The sequence below is a fragment of the Hyalangium gracile genome (assembly GCF_020103725.1).
GTDB classification, from domain to species: domain Bacteria; phylum Myxococcota; class Myxococcia; order Myxococcales; family Myxococcaceae; genus Hyalangium; species Hyalangium gracile.
Genome location: NZ_JAHXBG010000004.1, coordinates 264,402 through 281,677 on the forward strand (window position 1 = coordinate 264,402; position 17,276 = coordinate 281,677).

At 70.1% G+C, this 17,276-nt stretch carries 11 protein-coding genes and 1 pseudogene; 5 read left to right on the forward strand and 7 right to left on the reverse strand.

Annotation, left to right across the window (positions count from 1 at the left end; all coding sequences use genetic code 11):
* The first annotated feature begins 1 nt into the window (after window position 1).
* From KY572_RS10005 to KY572_RS10020, 4 genes are all read left to right on the forward strand, one after another.
* Entirely contained in the window at window positions 2–682 is a 681-nt protein-coding gene (locus tag KY572_RS10005) for a DUF4194 domain-containing protein (RefSeq protein ID WP_224242319.1), read from the forward strand.
* Window positions 679–4,080 carry an ATP-binding protein gene (locus KY572_RS10010; protein ID WP_224242320.1) on the forward strand — a complete coding sequence of 1,134 codons (3,402 nt, stop codon included), beginning with the start codon at window positions 679–681 and terminating at the stop codon, window positions 4,078–4,080. Before KY572_RS10005 ends, KY572_RS10010 begins: the two co-directional genes overlap by 4 nt.
* A complete protein-coding gene (locus KY572_RS10015) occupies window positions 4,049–5,365 on the forward strand; it encodes a Wadjet anti-phage system protein JetD domain-containing protein (protein WP_224242321.1) in 1,317 nt (438 codons plus the stop codon). Before KY572_RS10010 ends, KY572_RS10015 begins: the two co-directional genes overlap by 32 nt.
* A 62-nt stretch (window positions 5,366–5,427) precedes the next feature.
* Entirely contained in the window at window positions 5,428–6,570 is a 1,143-nt protein-coding gene (locus KY572_RS10020) for a plasmid pRiA4b ORF-3 family protein (protein ID WP_224242322.1), read from the forward strand.
* Between the two features lie 31 nt (window positions 6,571–6,601).
* Here the strand turns inward: KY572_RS10020 and KY572_RS10025 are convergent, their stop codons facing one another.
* From KY572_RS10025 to KY572_RS10045, 5 genes are all read right to left on the reverse strand, one after another.
* Complete coding sequence (locus KY572_RS10025) at window positions 6,602–6,970, reverse strand: DUF1330 domain-containing protein (RefSeq protein WP_224242323.1); 369 nt, start codon at window positions 6,968–6,970, stop codon at window positions 6,602–6,604.
* A gap of 57 nt (window positions 6,971–7,027) precedes the next feature.
* On the reverse strand, window positions 7,028–7,711 hold the full coding sequence (locus tag KY572_RS10030; RefSeq protein WP_224242324.1) for a class I SAM-dependent methyltransferase: 684 nt from the start codon (window positions 7,709–7,711) through the stop codon (window positions 7,028–7,030).
* Window positions 7,712–7,753: 42 nt separating this feature from the next.
* Window positions 7,754–11,431 (reverse strand): DUF3857 and transglutaminase domain-containing protein, encoded by a 3,678-nt coding sequence (locus KY572_RS10035; protein WP_224242325.1) that lies wholly within the window; start codon window positions 11,429–11,431, stop codon window positions 7,754–7,756.
* 242 nt (window positions 11,432–11,673) lie between these two features.
* Window positions 11,674–12,216 carry a chemotaxis protein CheW gene (locus tag KY572_RS10040; RefSeq protein ID WP_224242326.1) on the reverse strand — a complete coding sequence of 181 codons (543 nt, stop codon included), beginning with the start codon at window positions 12,214–12,216 and terminating at the stop codon, window positions 11,674–11,676.
* 191 nt (window positions 12,217–12,407) lie between these two features.
* Window positions 12,408–13,121, reverse strand: a complete 714-nt coding sequence (locus KY572_RS10045; protein WP_224242542.1) for a double zinc ribbon domain-containing protein — start codon at window positions 13,119–13,121, stop codon at window positions 12,408–12,410.
* A gap of 370 nt (window positions 13,122–13,491) precedes the next feature.
* Between KY572_RS10045 and KY572_RS10050 the strand changes: the two are divergent.
* A pseudogene (locus KY572_RS10050) lies at window positions 13,492–14,652 on the forward strand (right-handed parallel beta-helix repeat-containing protein); the annotation flags it as partial.
* Between the two features lie 214 nt (window positions 14,653–14,866).
* Here KY572_RS10050 and gpmI read toward each other — a convergent pair.
* Both gpmI and KY572_RS10060 read right to left on the reverse strand, forming a co-directional pair.
* Window positions 14,867–16,405 carry a 2,3-bisphosphoglycerate-independent phosphoglycerate mutase gene (gene gpmI / locus KY572_RS10055; protein ID WP_224242327.1) on the reverse strand — a complete coding sequence of 513 codons (1,539 nt, stop codon included), beginning with the start codon at window positions 16,403–16,405 and terminating at the stop codon, window positions 14,867–14,869.
* A gap of 117 nt (window positions 16,406–16,522) precedes the next feature.
* Window positions 16,523–17,161 (reverse strand): response regulator, encoded by a 639-nt coding sequence (locus KY572_RS10060; RefSeq protein ID WP_224242328.1) that lies wholly within the window; start codon window positions 17,159–17,161, stop codon window positions 16,523–16,525.
* Window positions 17,162–17,276 lie beyond the last annotated feature (115 nt).

Here is a 17,276-nt window from a genome sequence, read left to right on the forward strand (position 1 = left end):
CATGGACTTCTTTGTCGAATATCCCAGGCTCGAGCCCGCCCAGCAGGAGCGCTTCCGGCAGGTCATCACCCGGCTGCTCTCCGGGGAGGTGCTCACTCCGGGCGAGGCGCTCCGGCCGGACGGAGACTGGCGCTTCGCCGAGCGGTACCGCGAGCTGCTGGAGGCCTATCTGCGCATCGGAGGATGGCGGCTCGACATCGATCTGGGGCTGCGGCTGTGCCGGGCCGTCCACGAGGCGGGCGAGCAGCGGGTGCGGTTCAACAAGCTGGAGAGCCTGGTGCTGTGCATCCTGCGGCTCATGTACCACGAGCGGATGCAGCAGGCGACCGAGGAGGTCCGCTGCGAGGTGGTGCTGGGGGAGCTGCGCGAGCGGCTCATCCAGAGTGGGCGGCCCGTGCACCAGCTGCCTCGCCGCGCCCTCGTGAATGCGCTGCGGCGGCTGGAGCGGCACTCCCTCGTCTCCCTGGGGCGTGGCGTGACGGGTGAGGACACGGAGCGCTTCCATGTCCAGCCGCTGATCGAGAAGGTCCTGCCGCCCGATCGCATCGCCGAGCTCTTCGAGCGTGTGCGTGCCTATGTCAACGAGAAGCCACGAGAGGCCACTCCCGGGGCCGAGGCCACGGAGGGCCGGGGGCCAGAGGCGGAGGGGGAGCTCTCGGCGGAGGAGGGGGACGTCCCATGATGCGGCTCGAGGCGGTGCGGCTCATCCACTGGTACCACTTCCAGCACGAGCTCCTTGCGCTGGACGGCAGCTGCCTGCTGTTTGGAGACAATGGCAGCGGCAAGTCCACGGTGCTGGATGCCATCCAGCTGGCCCTGGTGGCGGACATGGGGGAGGTCCGGTTCAACAAGGCGGCCAACGAGAACAGCCGGCGCAGCCTCCATGGCTATGTGCGACACAAGCTCGGCTCGGAGGATGAGAGCCGGCCGGGCCAGGTCCGGTATGGCCGTGGCGCCTGTACCAGCTATGTGATGCTGCGCTTCCGAGACGACAGCGGCAGCCGCCCGCCCTTCGTCTGCGGCATGGTGCTCGAGGCGGGCGAGGAGGACACCGCCGTCCAGAAGTGGGGCTTCGTCATCCCTCACCTCGCCCTCGGGGAGGTGCCGGCCCTCGCGCCGGATGAGGTGGTCCGCACCGCGCGAGACTTCCGTGTCCAGCTGCGCGCCCTGCCGGGGGCGCAGCACTATGCGGATGTGGGCACGTACCGGGACGAGGTGCGGCACCGCCTGGGGTTCCTGCCGCCCTCCTTCCATCTGCTCCTGGTGAAAGCCCTGGACTTCAAGCCCATCCGGCAGGTGCGTGAGTTCGTGTTCCACTACCTGCTGGATGAGCGGACCGTGGACACGGTCGCCCTCCAGGCCAACATCGAGCACTACAAGCGGCTGGAGGCCGAGGCCCAGGAGGCGGAGCGGCGCATCGCGGCGCTCGAGACCATCTGCGTCCAGGGCGAGCGCATCCTCCAGAAGCGGCGCACCGCCGAGGCCCACGAGTTCCTCACCCTGCGCGCCCGGCTGGAGCTGGCCGAGGAGCGGGAGCGGCGGGCCGCGGAGAGCATCGCCCACCTCGAGAGCGAGCAGCGCGGCAACGCGGCGCGGATGGAGGCGCTCACCGCCGACCTGGTGTTCCTGGGACGCGAGCATGAGCGCATCATCGGGCTGCTCCAGGGCCACCCCACGTTCCACCAGCTCCAGGCGCTGGAGTCCGATCTGGAGCGGACGCGGGAAGAGGTGAAGCGGGCCGAGCAGAGCGCCACGGAGGCCCGGCGGCTGCTCGGGCAGCAGACGGAGGTCCTCGCCCTGCTCCTCTCGGAGGCGGCGAGGGATCTCCGCAGGAAGCGCCCGGAGCTGTTCCGGGACGATGAGCTGGTGGGCGCCTCCGAGGAGCCCGCCATCATCCAGCGCCTGCGGGAGACGCTGGCGCGAGAGGGGGCGCTGGCGGGCCGCGACCTGTCGACGTGGAGTGGGCGGCTGGACAAGGCCGCCTCCGTGCTCGGGCTCGCGCAGGTCACCGTGGAAGAGCTCCTGCGGCGGGCGCGCGAGGAGGGGGCGGGGCTCGAGGCCGAGCGGGAGGAGCTCGAGCAGGGGCGCCTGCGGTACGACGAGGGGGTGGAGGCGCTCCTTCACCTGCTGCGCGCCCGCCTGAAGGGCAAGCGCGAGCCGGCCCCGCTCTGCGAGCTGATCGAGGTGCCCAACCCGCGCTGGCGCGACGCCGTCGAGGGGTACTTGAACACGCGCCGCTTCGATGTGCTGGTGCCCCCCGAGGACTTCTCTCGCGCGCTCGCCCTCTACGAGAAGAACAAGCGGGGGTATGCGCTGCCTGGCCGCAAGGCGCCCATCTTCATCTCCGGCGTCGGGCTGGTGGATCTCGAGCGCATCCGCGAGCGCGCTCCGTCCGCCCGCCCGCGCTCCCTCGCCGAGCAGGTGCACGCGGAGGATCCGCTCGCTCGCCTCTACGTGGACTTCGTGCTGGGCGAGGTCATCTGCTGCGAGGACGAGCAGGAGCTGCGCCGCCATGCGCGCTCCATCACGGACTCGGTGATGGTGTACCAGAACTTCACCGCGCGGCAGACCTCGCCGGCGGTGTACTCCAAGCACTACATCGGTCAGGCGGCACGGCTGCGCCGCAAGGACGCCATCGACGCCCGCCTGGGAGCGCTGCACCAGGAATTCGTCACGCTCGCGGAGGAGCTCCACTGGCTGAAGCTGTCCCTGAAGCGCTGCACCGAGGCCCGGGTTCACGCGGCGCAGCTCGCGCGGTTGATGGAGGACGCGGAGCAGGCACCCACGCTGAGGGCCCAGGTGGCGCAGCTGGAGCGGCGGCTGTCCCAGCTCGATCGCGGGGAGCTCCAGCAGCTCGAGCAGGATCGCCGGGAGCTGGAGGCCCGGCGCAGGGAGCGGGAGCAGGAGCGGACGCTGGCGGCCGAGAAGAAGGGGAGCCTGGAGTCCGAGGCCGTGGGGGCCGCGACGGAGCTGCGGCGCGCCGGGGAGGACGGGCAGCGGGCTCGGGAGGCGCTGGAGGCCACGGCGGTCGCCCAGAGCCCGGAGCGTCGCGCGGAGGCTGAAGCCCGCTACCAGCACGAGCGAGCCGAGAAGGAGGCCCCGCGCATCGTCAGCGTGTTCGAGCACCAGCGCGGCATCCTCATGGGCGAGGTCACCAACCTGGTGCACAGGATGGTCGAGCTCAAGACGCGGTTCGCCAATGACTATGGCTTCGCGGCGGAGACGCTGGGAGAGGGCTTCGCCGAGCACGCGGCGGAGCGGGAGCGCTGGCGGGACAGCCGGCTGCCGGACTATCGCGAGCGCATCGCCGAGGCGAAGCGTCAGGCCACCCAGCAGCTCGCCGAGGACATCATCTTCAGGCTGCGCGAGAACCTGCTGCTGGTGCAGCGGCAGCTCGATGAGCTCAACCGCGCGCTCAAGGACGTGCCCTTCAACGGGGACCGCTACAGCTTCACCCGCGAGATCGCGCCCACCCACCGCCCCTTCTACGAGCTCATCATGGCGGCGGGGCAGCTCGGACGGGACTCGCTGTTCGGTGCGCAGACGCTGGCCAGCGAGGAGGCTCGCCGCACCCTGGAGGAGCTCGTGGACAGGCTCCTCGAGGGCGAGGCCCGGGAGGTCAAGACGGAGCTGGAGGCGCGGGCCGACTACCGCGAGTACTTCAACTACGACATCCGCATCACTCAGCCGGACGGCACCTGGTCCTCCTATGACAAGGTGTCGGGAGACAAGTCCGGTGGGGAGACCCAGACGCCCTACTACATCGCCATCCTGGCCTCGATGTACCGGATGTATCGCGCTGGCGTGTCGGAGGCAGGGCCCGGGTGCGGGCTGGTGCTGCTGGACGAGGCGTTCTCGAAGATGGACGAGCAGCGCATCGCGGCCATGCTCCGCTTCGCTCGCAACCTGGGGCTGCAGCTGGTGATGGCGACGCCCAAGGAGCGGGTGGCGATGGTGGCTCCCTGGGTGGAGCGCTCGCTGCTCATCTACAAGGACCTCGAGTCCGGCGAGCCCACTGTGGCGGACTTCACGAAGGAGCTGGCCCGCGATGAAGCCGAGCGAGCCGTCGGCGCGGTGTGAGCTCCTGACGCGCCTGCTGGAGGCCTACGAGCGCGGCGCGATGTACGGCCGCAAGGGCCCCTGGCCACGACACGTGTGCCTTCGCCTGAACGCGGGCACGTTCCCCGAGGCCTTCGCTCCCGAGGGGCGCGAGTGGCTGGCGGAGCTGCGCGCCGCGGCGGACGCGCTCGAGCGGGCCGGGGCGGTGACGGTGGTGCGAAGCAAGGGGGGGCTCTACGAGTCGCGGGAGCCCAAGGAGGTTCGGCTGGGGCCCGAGCACGTGGACACCGCCTACGCGCTGGCGCGTGAGTTCGGGTACGAGCCTCTGGCATCCATCCTGGCGATGCTCGCCGAGCACGTGCGCGACCTGAGCGCGCGGGCGGAGGTGCCCTGGGCTCGTGCCTTCTTGGCGGCGGCCTCCGTCGAGCTTGCCCGCGGCGAGGGCGGCAGGCTGGGGGCCTCGCGCGAGCGCCTCAAGCGGGACTGGCGGGACTGGCGCGATGCGCTGACCGCGGCGGCGGCGCTGGCGGGGGGCGCGCAGGGCTGGGAGCGCGTGGTGAGTGAGCGCCTCTTCACCGACTCCAAGCGGCTGGCGGCGATCCGGGGGCAGGTGGCGGGGGTGCTGGTGCGGATGGATCCCCGCCTCGCCGAGGCCGCACCGGAGGAGCCGCAGGAAGTCCTGGAGGCATATGGACTGCGCCGCCGTCCGGGGCTCGTGCGGTGCGCCGGCTGCGCGGAGCTGCGCGTGGGAGGCAGGCAGTACCGCCTGGAGGACTTCGCTCCCTCCGCGCATCTGCCGGAGGGTTGGGCCGAGGCGTGGGTGGAGGGGGTCTCCGCGGCGGCGGTGGACGTCATCACCACGGTCGAGAACGAGTACCCGTTCCTCTCGTACATCGAGGAGGCGGGGGGGCCTTGGGCGCTGGGAGCGCGCCGGGAGCTGGTGGTGTACACGGGGGGCTTCCCGCCGCCCGTGCTCTCGAGGGCGCTGGGCCTGCTCTCCGCGCGGCGAGCCGACGTGCGCTTTCGCCACTGGGGGGATGCGGATCTGGGCGGGCTTCGCATCTGGTGGCATCTGCGCCGCTCGCTGGCGCGTCCGCTGGAGCTCTTCCGGACGACGCCCGAGTGGCTGTTGCGGCACCATCAGCGAGCGCAGGGGCTGTCCGCGTCCGAGCACTCGGAGCTGGAGCGGCTTCTGCAGGCGCTGCGCGGCTCCGCCGAGGCGGACTGCCCGGATGTGCGCGAGGCCTGCCGGCTGGTCGAGCTGCTGTTGTCCCTGGGGTTCAAGGTTGAACAGGAGCGGTACTGAGCCGCTGGAGTGTGGCGACGACACTACCTATAAAGTAGAGACGAGGGAGGACAACCCAGGGCATGAGACGGGACGACTGGTTCGAGACACTCGCCTTCGCCCACGAAGGTGCCAGCCAGCGGAGGGACGGAGAGGCGCGGAAGCGATTCCTCGCGGTGCTCGCGTCCGTGGAGAGGATGTTGGGGGACGCGACAGGCCGGCGGGACTTCGGCCGCATCTCGGGGCTGGGGGGCTTCCACATGGCGACGCGCCTGTCGGCCAGCGAGCGCAAGCGGGCCGAGCAGCTCTGCGAACGGGTGTGGCAGACGACGGGCGCAGGACGGACATACGCCGAGGAGGCCCTGCTGGGGCAGGTGGGCGCCCAGGCCAGCCCGGACTCGCTGCCTTTCTTCCGTGCCGCGCTGGAGACGAGCCGGGAGCGAGATTCCTTTCAAGCCCGGCGAAGGCGCATGGCCGTGGCGTCGGTGGCCTTCATCGCCCATCAGCAGGGAGATGCGGCGGCGAGCGCTCAGCTCGAGGCCTGGTTGACGCACTCGGATGTCACGGTGCGCACCGAAGCCACTGCGCTCTACGGGCGCCTGCACTTCCGGGAGGAGGGTGGGCTGGACGTGTCGGCTCGTTCGGCGCTCGAGCGCGTGGCATACAAGGACCGGGCCTTCGCTCCCCGCTTCCTCGCTCGGGGCTGGCTGCATGCCGCGGGCGTCGCGGTTCCTGTCGAGCCACCGGAAGGAGTCTACGCCTTCCAGGCGTCTCTGGGGCGCGTCTCACGCACCGTGGAGCTGACAGCCTCCCAGGGGCTCGACGAGCTCGTCGACGCCATCCTGGGGGCCTTCGGGTGGGACCACGACCACTTGTACGAGTTCGCCCTCACCGGGGACCTGCGCGACGGCCGCTTCATTCTCCCGGACAGGGAAGAGGAGGCGCTCGGTTTTGACTGGAGCTTCGACACCGATGCCGAACAGGGAGATGCCGAGAGTGACGAGCTCCCTGCTCCTCCAGGGAGACCGAGCCCGATGAGCCTTCCCCTGGGGGCATTCGGGTTGCCCAAGGGCCATGAGTTCATCTTCCGTTACGACTTCGGCGATGACCACCGTTTCCGCGTGAAGGTGCGGGACATCCACGCGCACCGCTCCCCTCGGACGAAATACCCTCGAGTGGTGGACAGCACGGGCAAGGCCCCCGAGCAATATCCTCGCTTCGGTTGAGAAAGGCCGTAGAGCCCGCCGAAAGAGGCCATTACCTGGCACCCCAGGGCGTGGTGGCCTGGAGCACCGCCTCCTTCAAGGCGCGGGTACGCAGGTGGGTGATCTTCTGGTACTCCGGATCCGCCACCATCTCGAGGAAGGCGGTGCGGCTCGGGTAGCGCACCAGCAACACCGCGTCCCAGGACTGGCCGGGTTCGGCCACCAGCGTCGTGGAGCCATCGCCCGCGTACACCACCTGGCCTCCGACCTTCTTCAGGAAGGGGCCGATGGCGCGCGCGTACTCGTCATAGGAAGCCCGGCCGCCTTCGGTGAAGCGCAGCAGGTTCAACATCACCACGGGGCCTCCCGGGTCTTCCTGCTTGTAGCGCTTGAGGTCTGCTCCGCGTGGATCGATCGCCATGGTGCCTCTCGTAGGAATGAGCACCCATCATGACTGACTCCAGACGGGGGAAGAGCCTCAGGCCTTCGCCCAGAACAGCGCGGCGCAGCCCTGCACCGTGACGCGGGACTCGGCGAAGCGCTGGCGCAGCGCCTGCTTCAGGTCCTCCACGGTGTCCCGCTCGTTGTGGAAGACGCCCTTGCGGTTGTACAGGTCCATCAGCTTCTGGGCCCACACGCTCCGGGGCACGTCGCCCTGCACGAGGGTGGCGCCGAAGACGCGGCCACCCGGGTTGAGCAGCGGGCGGACATGGTCGAACACCACCGCCTTTTCCGGCAGCGCGCCCGGCATGCAGTGCAGCAGGTAGTTCATCCCGATCGTGTCGAACTTCGGCACGTCCAGCTGGAGGGGCTCCAGGACGTTGCGCTGGTAGCGCTCGGGCTGGTAGCGGGCGGTGCGGCGCGCCGCGTACTCCAGGCTGTTGGGGTTGAGATCCATCAGCGCCAGGCGAGGCCGAGGCGATGGGAAGCGGCAGCGCGCGAGGAAGTAGCCCGTGCCCACTCCGATATCGAGGTGGTTGCTGGAGACGTACTCGTCGTACATCTCCAGCAGCCGCTTCGTCTGGCACTTCCAGAGGAAGCGGTTGGAGTAGCCCAGGACGACGGGGTCATACGCGAGGGCCAGGCTCCAGCGGGTATAGATTGCCTGGCCCGCGTGGACCTCCTGGGCGGACGGGGAGCCGTGGGGAGCTGTCATCGACATGGGGTCAGCCTCTCTTCGTGGCCGAGGGCGGCCGCCCGGGTGTCAGCGCTCGGCCGTCTTCCCCATGGGAGGACCCTTGAGGACCACCTTGCGCCCGAAGGCCTGATCCACCCGGCCCAGGAAGTTGCGGAACGCCGTGTACTCGTCCGCCTTCACGCGCGCGGAGGTCATCGCCACCTCACCCTCGGCGATGAGCTGGGTTCCCTCCTGGCGGTAGGCCAGGCGCACCCGGCCCCAGGGGTGCTTCTCCTCCATCGTCGGCGGCAGCTCCGCCACCGTGTAGCCCGGCGGCAGCGTGTAGCGCAGGGTGAAGGTGTTCATCCACGGGCCCTGCATCACCAGGTCGAACCGGCGCTCCACCAGCGTGGCGTAGGCCTGCTGGTAGGTGCGGCCCGTGCCGAACGGCAGGAAGCGCAGCGCCCCATTCGGCAGCACCTCCGAGTAGCGAGGGATGGACATGTGGAAGTCCACCTCCACGTCGTTGTCCAGCACCGTGGTGTCGTTGAGCTTCACCTCGTTCACCGTCAGGCCCGGGAAGCTCTGCGCCCACGCCCGCTCGAAGGTGGACTTGCGCGAGGAGGCCGTGCGGTAGGCCCGCCGGTACTCCGGCGCCGTCTGCCCCTTCACCGTGCTGGCCCCCTTCACCTCGGCCGAGCCGTCCGGCTTGAGCGTCACCGCCATCGCCAGCTGCGTGGAGTTGTTCTCCGCCTTCGCCTCGGGCGTCACCAGGAACCTGCTGGTGCCGTCCGGCTCGACGATGAGCACGTTGGCGCGGTGGTCCGCGCTGGGCAGCTCGCGCGCGTTGTGGAACTCGGCCGTCCCGTCCAGGTACAGCTCGTACTTGGGCACGTAGACGATGGCGTGGTTGAAGGCCGCCAGGCTCGCCACGTCCTCCGTCAGGTTGCCCAGGTTGCGCATGCGCAAGAGCACCATGCGGCTGTCCACCCCCGCCAGCTTCAGCATGGCGTGGATGAGGCTCGCCTTGTCCTTGCAGTCCCCGAAGCGCCGGGCGAGCACCCGGTCCACCCGGTACGGCTTGTACCCGTGGATGCCGAACTCCAGCGCCACGTAGCGCGTGTTCGTCACCACGAAGTTGTACACGGCGCGGATGACCGCCTGGTCGTCCTTGCGGTCCACGCCCTTGAGCACCTGCTCCACCGTCTGCCGCAGCTCGTCGTTGGGCGTGAGCTGATCCCTCACCAGCCCCCACCAGTACTTGCTCACCTGGTTCCACGTCTTGTACGTGGACACGTGCAGCGGCGGGGCGATCTCCGCCCAGCCCGGCATGCCCGGCTCGGGCACCACCTTGGGCACGCTGTTGGCCACCCACCGGTAGAGCTGACGCCCGCCGTCCAGCTCCTCCTGGGTGCTCTTGAGCCCCGGCAGCTTCGCGGAGTTCGAGTACAGGGGCCGCTCCTTCGGCATGTCCACCATGTACTGGAAGTGCACCTTCGGATAGACGCCCTGGATGTTCTCCACCATGCCGAAGTAGTCCGACAGCAGGTTGTCCTTCGCCGTGTCCTCAATCCGGTACTGGAGATCCAGGATGTCCCCCGGCGCCAGCGCGGGGAAGTTCAGCATCTTGGCGCGGGCGTCGTAGTACATGCCCGTCCACGGCTCGTTGATGTTGCGCTCCGTGTCGCCGTAGCTGTCCACGATGGAGCCGTCCGGCTTGATGACGCGGGCGCGCATGATGTGCACCTCCTGCCGGTCCGGTGAGTACGCCACCGGCTGGGTGCGGAAGTCCTCCACGCCGCGCTGGTTGAGCACCTTCACCACCAGCTGGTGCTGCTCGCTGGTGAGCCCGTTCTTCTGGACGCGCACGTAGGTGCTGTCCACCAGGTACACCGCGTCCTCGTTGGGGTAGGCGTCCGCCTCCTTGAAGTACTTCGAGGCGTCCACCAGGAAGCGCGTGCCGGAGCTGCCGGACTCGCCCTTCAGGGTGCGCACCGCCTCCTTCAGGGCGGGGTTCTGCGGCCGCAGCGCCAGCGAGCGCTCCATGGCGGCCATGGCCGCGTCCTGGCGCCCGGCGGCCAGCAGCGCACGCCCTTCGCGCTCGTACACCTCCGGCTCGTCCGGTGCGAGCGCCCGGGCCTCGGCGAACGTGGCCACCGCCGACTCGAGCTGCCCGTTGGCCGCGCGCAGCTCCGCCAGCCGCACGCGCGACTCGTTGTCGAAGGGGTTCAGGGTGAGCTGCGTAGAGTACTCGCGGATGGCCGCGTCGATCTGCCCCATGTCCGCCAGCTGCGAGGCCAGCACGCGCCGGCTGGGCGAGTCGTCATAGCGCAGCGCCAGCGCCACGCGCAGCCGGTCCAGCACCTCCTGGGTGCGCTCCATCTTGCGCGAGGCGGTGGCCGCGGCGCGCACCACGCGGGGCACGCGCGGCAGCTTGCGGAACGTCTCCTCCACCATCATCTGCGCGCGGACGTTCTCGCCCAGCGCCTCGTACGCGCGCGACAGCGTCAGCCACGCCGAGGCGGACTCGGGCTGCTTCTTCACCACCGGATCGAGCAGCGAGGGCACCCTCTCCGGGTGGCCGCGATCCAGCTCGTGCTCGGCCAGTGCCAGGCGCGCCTCCACGGACTCGGGCGCCGCCTTCAGCGCGTTCTCCAGGTACTGGCGTCGCAGGTTCTGGTCGTCCCGCTGGTTGGCCGCGGCCAGCAGCTGCAGGCCCGCGTCGTTGGGGGCCGCCTTCGCCGCGCGCTCGGCCTCCACCGTGGCGGTGTGCTCGCGCTCGTCATAGGCGCGGAAGAAGCTGAGCACCGTGACGTACTCGCCGCGCAGCGTGGCGTCGTCCGGCTTCTTCGTCACCAGCTCGCGCATCGCCGAGGTGAGGGTCGGCAGCGCCTGGGGCGAGGGCATCGTGCCGCGCTCGATGGCGGGCGGCGTCGCCGGGAGCACCACCTTCACCGCGCCGCGGCCGCCCATGGGCTCCTGGCGCAGGTAGAAGCCCAGCGGGCCCGACTCCTGGCACACCTTGAGGAGCACGCGGTTGAGCCCCTTGCGCAGCTTCACCGCCACGCGGGACTGGTCCGGCCGCGGCAGGTTGTAGCGGTCCTCGCGCGTGGCCAGCTGCCCGTTCACCCACAGCCGGAAGGCCCCGGAGGTGCCCAGGCTGAGCGCCACCTGCGTCTCCGCGGGCGCCTCCAGCCACGTCAGCGCGTAGGCCACCGCCTCCTTGTTGGGGCGCACCGCCGCCGCCAGGTCCACGTACCCGTCCGTGGGCGCAACCGCCAGCTTGCGCCAGGACACCTCGCGGCCCTTGGCGCCGGCGAACGTCGCGGACAGGTCCAGCGTGGCCGCCTCGGGGCCGAAGTCGGTGTCACACCCGCTCTTGCCCTCGTTCTCGAAGCCGCCCACGACGTAGTAGTCGTTGATGAAGCCCAGCGAGCGATTCACCTCGGCGGCCCGCACCGTGCGGCCGCGGGTGCGCTCCAGGTCCATCAGCAGCATGGTGGCCGTGGCGCGCGTGCCGGGATCAGCGCTGCGCTTGCTGGCGATCTGCGCGTAGGTGGACACCAGCGGGGTGATGTCCTCCAGCTCCTCCACCAGGCCATGCAGCCGGATGAGGTAGGCCGCGCCGCGGGGCGAGGAGGCGAGCTCCAGGGCTCGCGTCGAGGAGTGCTGGGCCGCCTCGGCGGCGGGGTCCGTGGGTTTCGCGGAAGCCAGCAGCGGGCTGGTGAGCAGGAAGACAGCGGCGAGCCATGTGAAACGCGACATCCGTCGTATCCCTCGTCCTTCAGTGGGGTGGGCCATGGGAACCCGGGTGGGAGTGACGCCGATGAACAGGCGGCACGAGGTGCGCCTTCCCCTGCATGCGGCCTCGGACGGCAGTCAGGCAACCGAAAAGGAGACGGGGCGTGAAAAACACGTCGCCCCGGGACACTTCTCCAGGAGGGAGGAGCGTCAGCCGGGGCGTGAGGGCGGGGCAGCCCGCCTGCTTCCAGGGGTGGGGAGCGAGCTCAGACCGGGTGGAGCTTCCGGTCGTTCGGGGCGGCGTCGGGGGCCTCCGCGCAGGCGGCGAACTCATCGGCCGCGAGCAATTCGGACGCGGAGAGGATGCGGTCCACGTCCAGCAGCAGGACGAGCCCGTCCCCATGGCGGCCCATGCCGGCGATGAAGGAGTCCATCGGGCTGGCGGCGCCGAAGGAGGGCGCGGCCACCACGTCTCGGGAGCTCAGGTGCACTCGCTGGCCCACCGCGTCGGCCGTGAGGCCCAGGAGCATCGGCTGCCCCTCGCGCTGCACCTCGACGAGGAAGACCACGGTGCGCGCGGCGGTGGAGCGGAAGGCCTGGCCGAGCCGGGGGCCGAGATCCACCACCGGCACGGGCTTGCCATTCACGTGGATGGCACCGCGCATGAAGCGGGGCGCCGCGGCGACGTGGACGACGGCCGCGTCCTGGAGGACCTCGCGCACGCAGCCCTCCGGCACCGCGTAGTGCTCGCCGCCCAGCATGAATGTGGAGTACCGCTCGGCCTGCCCCGGAACCAGTGCCAGCGCCATGAAGAGTCACCTCTGCGAAAGGCGTGAGGGCCTATCTCACATGCAGTGATGCTGTGAAAATATATACGACCTAAAATCTCAGGAAACAAGCGAAACCCTTGGGACTCGCCAAGCCCAGGCCATGCCGGAAGACGAGGAGAGTCCGGGGTGGGAGATGTGAGTCCCCTGTGAATTCCATGGGTTGGGCCTGCTCAGGTCGAGAGGCTGAAGGCCCGGGCGATGGTCAGCACCTCGATGCGGACGGCGCCGGCTTCCCGGAGCGCCGCGGCCGCGGCCCGGGTGGTGGCCCCGGTGGTGAAGACGTCGTCGATCAGGATCAGCGACTGGCCCGCCGCGGCGGACGAGGCGGTGAAGGCCTCGGCCACATTGTGGGTGCGAGCCTCTTCGGACAGGCCGACCTGGCGCTGCGTCTCGCGGGTGCGGGCGAGCAGCCCCACGGGAGCGCGGCGGCCGGTGGCCTTGGCGAGCGCGCCGGCCAGCAGCTGCGTCTGATCGTACTTCCGCTCGCGGAAGCGGCGGGTGTGCAGCGGCAGCGCGACGAGCAGCGAGGGGGCCCGGCTGAGGAACGAGTGCGCCTCGAGGGCGAGCAGCTCGCCCAGCGGCGCCGCCAGCTCGGGGTGGTCCTCGTACTTGAAGCGGTGGATGGCGCGGGCCACGGGCCCCTCGTGGGCGAAGGGCGCCCAGGCCCGAGCGAAGGGCGGCGGGTGGAGGTGGCACCGGGGACACTCGCCGGAGACGAAGCGGCCCGGCTCGGCGCAGGTGCGGCAGCAGGCGGGCGGGACGCGCTCCACGGCGGTGTCACACGTCTCGCAGAAGAAGGCGCGCGCCGGCAGCACCTGCGCGCAGGCCAGACACGAGGGCGGGTAGAGCAGCTCCAGGAGTCCGCCGAAGAAGGATGAGCGCATGCGCCCGCGCGCGAGGAGCACGACGCGCGCCAACCTGTGGTCCCCTGAGAGGACGGGCACTTGCGATGGCGGTGCTCCCGGTCGCGTCTCCGGACAGGGACGGCGCCGTCCAGCTTCCGGTCCGTACGGTTCAGTGGCGCACCGTCCTGTGACACATGCGCCCACGGGTATGGGAGGGGGAGTGGGGTGTAGCCCGCGAGTCCACCTTGATGACGGCCTGGCCCATGGCGAACTTGGGCGGCTCGTAAGGTCAGGCGGGAAGGGGGCAAGCGGGATGCGATGGGCGAACGGTCGGCAAGGCCTCGGCGGCGCATGCGGAGTGCTCACGTGCCTGCTTTTGAACGCCTGTGAGCCGGCGACGCAGACGGAGATGCGCATCTCCGATGTGCAGTTCCCCCAGCGGGTGGAGCTCCCGCCGGAGAAGCCGGTGACGCCGCCCGAGCCCACCGGGCAGAGCTGGTACGTGAGCCCGAAGGGCTCGGATGGCGGCAAGGGAACACTCGAGGCTCCGCTGCGCACCATCAGCCGGGCCGTGGCGCTCGCCAGCCCTGGGGATGTCATCCGGGTGCAGCCCGGCGTGTACGCGGAGCAGCTCGTGCTGGAGTCGCGGGGCTCCGGGGCCGCTTCCATCACCCTGCGCGGAGAGGGCTCCCCGAGGCCGACCCTCGTACCGGGTGACAGGAGCCGCGGCTCCGTCATCCGCGTGCGGGGGCGCTGGCGCGTGGAGAACCTGGAGGTCGACGTCGACGGCGCTCCGATGGTTGCCCTCACCTTCGAGGCGGGCGCCACCCAGGCCGCGCTCGTCGACAGCGAGCTCCACGGTGGAACCGCTGGCGCGGGCGTGCTCGTGGAGGGGGGGCAGGACATCACCCTCCAGCACAACGCCATCCACCACTTCATCAAGTCCGGTGACGACTCGCATGGCGTGGCGGTGGTGGGCCCGTCGCGCAACGTCGTCATCCGGGAGAACGACATCCACCACAACTCGGGCGACTCCATCCAGTGCCAGGCGGGCACGGCGCCCGCGGAGACCCTGCTCATCGAGGGCAATACGCTGCACGACGAGGGCGAGAACGGGGTGGACATCAAGCGGTGCCACCAGGTCACCGTGCGCCGCAACGAGCTCTACGGCTTCCCCAACACCGCGCTGCGCGCGCTCGGCACGTCGGCGGGCGAGGCGGTGGTCATCCACGGCGGCGCCCGAGGCATCGCCATCCAGGGCAACCTCATCTCCCGCGCGGGGCGCGGCGTCTCGGTGGTGGACAGCGCCGAGACCGAGCAGGTGTGGGTGGAGGGCAACGTCATCCAGGACATCCGCAACGTCCCGGAGGGCAACGGCCATGGCATCCGCATCGCGAGTGGCAGGAACGTGCGGGTGGAGGACAACACCATCGAGAGCACGGCCAGCTACGCGCTGATGCTGGCGGCCGATGGGCAGGTGGCCAGCGGGCTCACCGTGCGCAACAACACCGTCCGGGGAGGCACGCAGCTGCTGCGGCTGGGGCGCGCCTCGTTCCGCCCGGGCTTCGTGCTCCAGGACAACCAGTATGCCCGCGGCGGCGTGCTGAAGGCCGACGGCGTGCAGGAGCTCCTCACCGGCGCCAACGGGGACTACCGGGACGACTTCTCCGGAGAGCAGCTGTGGCTGTCCTCCCCGGAGAAGCTCGGGGCGTGGCGGCAGGTGCTCCAGGTGGACCAGGGGTCCGCGCTGCTGGAGTGGGCGCCCGGCCGCCACGGGGGCCTCATCAGAGGAGGCCCTGGCGGTTCATCTCCGGGGGCTGGGCCAGGCCCATCACCTTGCAGAGCGTGGGGGCGATGTCCGCCAGCACGCCGGGGCGCAGCTTGTGGCCGCGGAAGTCCGGGTGGATCAGATGGAAGGGCACCGGGTTGAGCGTGTGCGCCGTGTGCGGCTCGCCCGTCACCGGATCCTTCATCTGCTCGCAGTTGCCGTGGTCGGCGGAGATGGCCAGGACCCAGCCGTTGCGCTGGCACGCGGCGCCGAGCTGCCCCAGGCACTCATCCACCACCTTCACCGCCTGGATGGCCGCGTCCAGCCTGCCGCTGTGGCCCACCATGTCCGGGTTGGCGAAGTTGACCAGCGCGAAGTCGTACTTGCCCGAGTCGATGCGCTTGACGAGCTCCGCCGTCACCTCGCGCGCGGACATCTCCGGCTTCAAGTCATACGTCTTCACGTCCCGGGGCGAGGGCACCAGGTGCCGCTCCTCGCCGGGGTACACCACCTCGCGGCCGCCGTTGAAGAAGAAGGTGACGTGCGCGTACTTCTCCGTCTCCGCGGTGCGGAACTGCTTGAGCCCCGCGCGCGCCAGCAGCTCCGGGAAGATCTCCTGCGGCTGCTCCGGCCCGTAGGCCACGGGCAGATCGAACGTCTCGTCGTACTGGGTCATGCAGACGTAGCGCCCCAGCACCAGCCCGCCGCGGTCGAACTCCTTGAAGTCCGGGTAGGCCAGCGCGCGTGTCATCTCTCGGGCCCGGTCCGCGCGGAAGTTGAAGAACATGGCCACGTCCCCGTCGCGGATGCGCCCCACGGGCGTGCCGTCGCCCTGGGTGATGACGGTGGGGTGGACGAACTCGTCGGTGATCTTCTCCGCGTACGAGGCGCGGATGGCGGACAGCGCGTCCGGCGCCTTGGCGCCCTGGCCGTGCACGATGGCGTCATAGGCCTGCTTGACGCGGTCCCACCGCTTGTCGCGGTCCATGCCGTAGTAGCGCCCGCCCACCGTGGCGATGCGCGCGGCGTGCGTCTCCTTGAGGAAGCGCTCCAGCTCCTCCACGTAGCCCAGCCCGCTCTGGGGCGGGGTGTCGCGCCCGTCCAGGAAGGCGTGGATGTAGACGTGGGGCAGGCCGCGATCTCGAGCGGCCTTCAGCAGACAGTAGAGGTGGTCCATCGACGAGTGCACGCCGCCGGGAGACACCAGCCCCAGCAGGTGGAACGCCTTGCCGTCCGCCTTGGCCTTGTCCATGGCGGCGCGGATGATGGGGTTGTTGCCCAGCTCGCCGTTCTCGCAGGCCCGGTTGATGCGCACCAGGTCCTGGTAGACGATGCGGCCGGCGCCGATGTTCGTGTGGCCGACCTCCGAGTTGCCCATCTGCCCTTCGGGCAGGCCCACGGCCAGGCCGGACGTCTGCAGCTCGGTGAAGGGAAAGCCGTTGGAGATGCGGTCGAGGTTCGGGGTTCCAGCGATGAGGATCGCGTTGTCCTCGCGCTCCTTGCGGATGCCCCAACCATCCAGGATGCAGAGCAGGACCTTGTGCGCAGGTTTCATGGGCACAAAGCTATCCACCTGGACGCCGGGAGGGAGGGAAAAGTGCGGGGCCTCGGTCGGGCCGTCGCCCGCCGGACGGCGGAGCACCCCCTACCACCGGAGGCAAGAGGTGGGGCGCTACGCCACCGACTCCGCCGCCGGGGCCTCCTCGTAGAGGGACAGGCCCAGTCGGGTGGGTACCGGCTCCACGCGGAACCAGGCGGACTGCCAGCTCAGCATCTGGCGCACGGCCGTCTCGGCCTGCGAGGAGCCGCAGACGGCGTGGGTGATGTGGCCCGAGCTCAGCTGGAAGTAGCCGGAGCGCAGGCCAGCCTTCACCCGCAGGATGCAGCTCGACCGCTCGTGGGCGAGGATGCGGAGCAGATCGTGGAGCACCACGGGCCGGTAGTCCCCGCGCTCGACATCCCTCAGGCCATCCTTCACCCGGCACATCAGCGCGTGCGGCTGGATGGGCCGGGCCACGTGTCCCCTCCAGCAGAGCACGTCTCCCATGCTCGGCGTCTGCCTGGCGTGGCTCAGCGTCAGGACGGGCACCTTGGAGCGGTAGTTGGCCATGTAGGTCAGCAGATCGAAGCTCTGGTGCTCGGGCATTCCCATCTGGATGAGGACCAGATCCATCTCCTGCTCGCACAGGGCCCAGAGCGCCTCCAGGTAGCTGGAGGCCATCATGAGTTGGAACCCCGTGTGTGGCGCGAAGGCACTGCGCATCACGGCTCGGGTGAAGCGGTCATGGTCCACGATGAGGATGTTTTTCATACCGGTGAGAGGAGCAACACCGGTGCCACGCTTCTGCCGCTGGCAACCTCTCGGAATCCCAGCGCCTGGGAAGTTCGTGTGGCGGCCTGCCCCGCGCCGGGTTTGTGCACCGAGG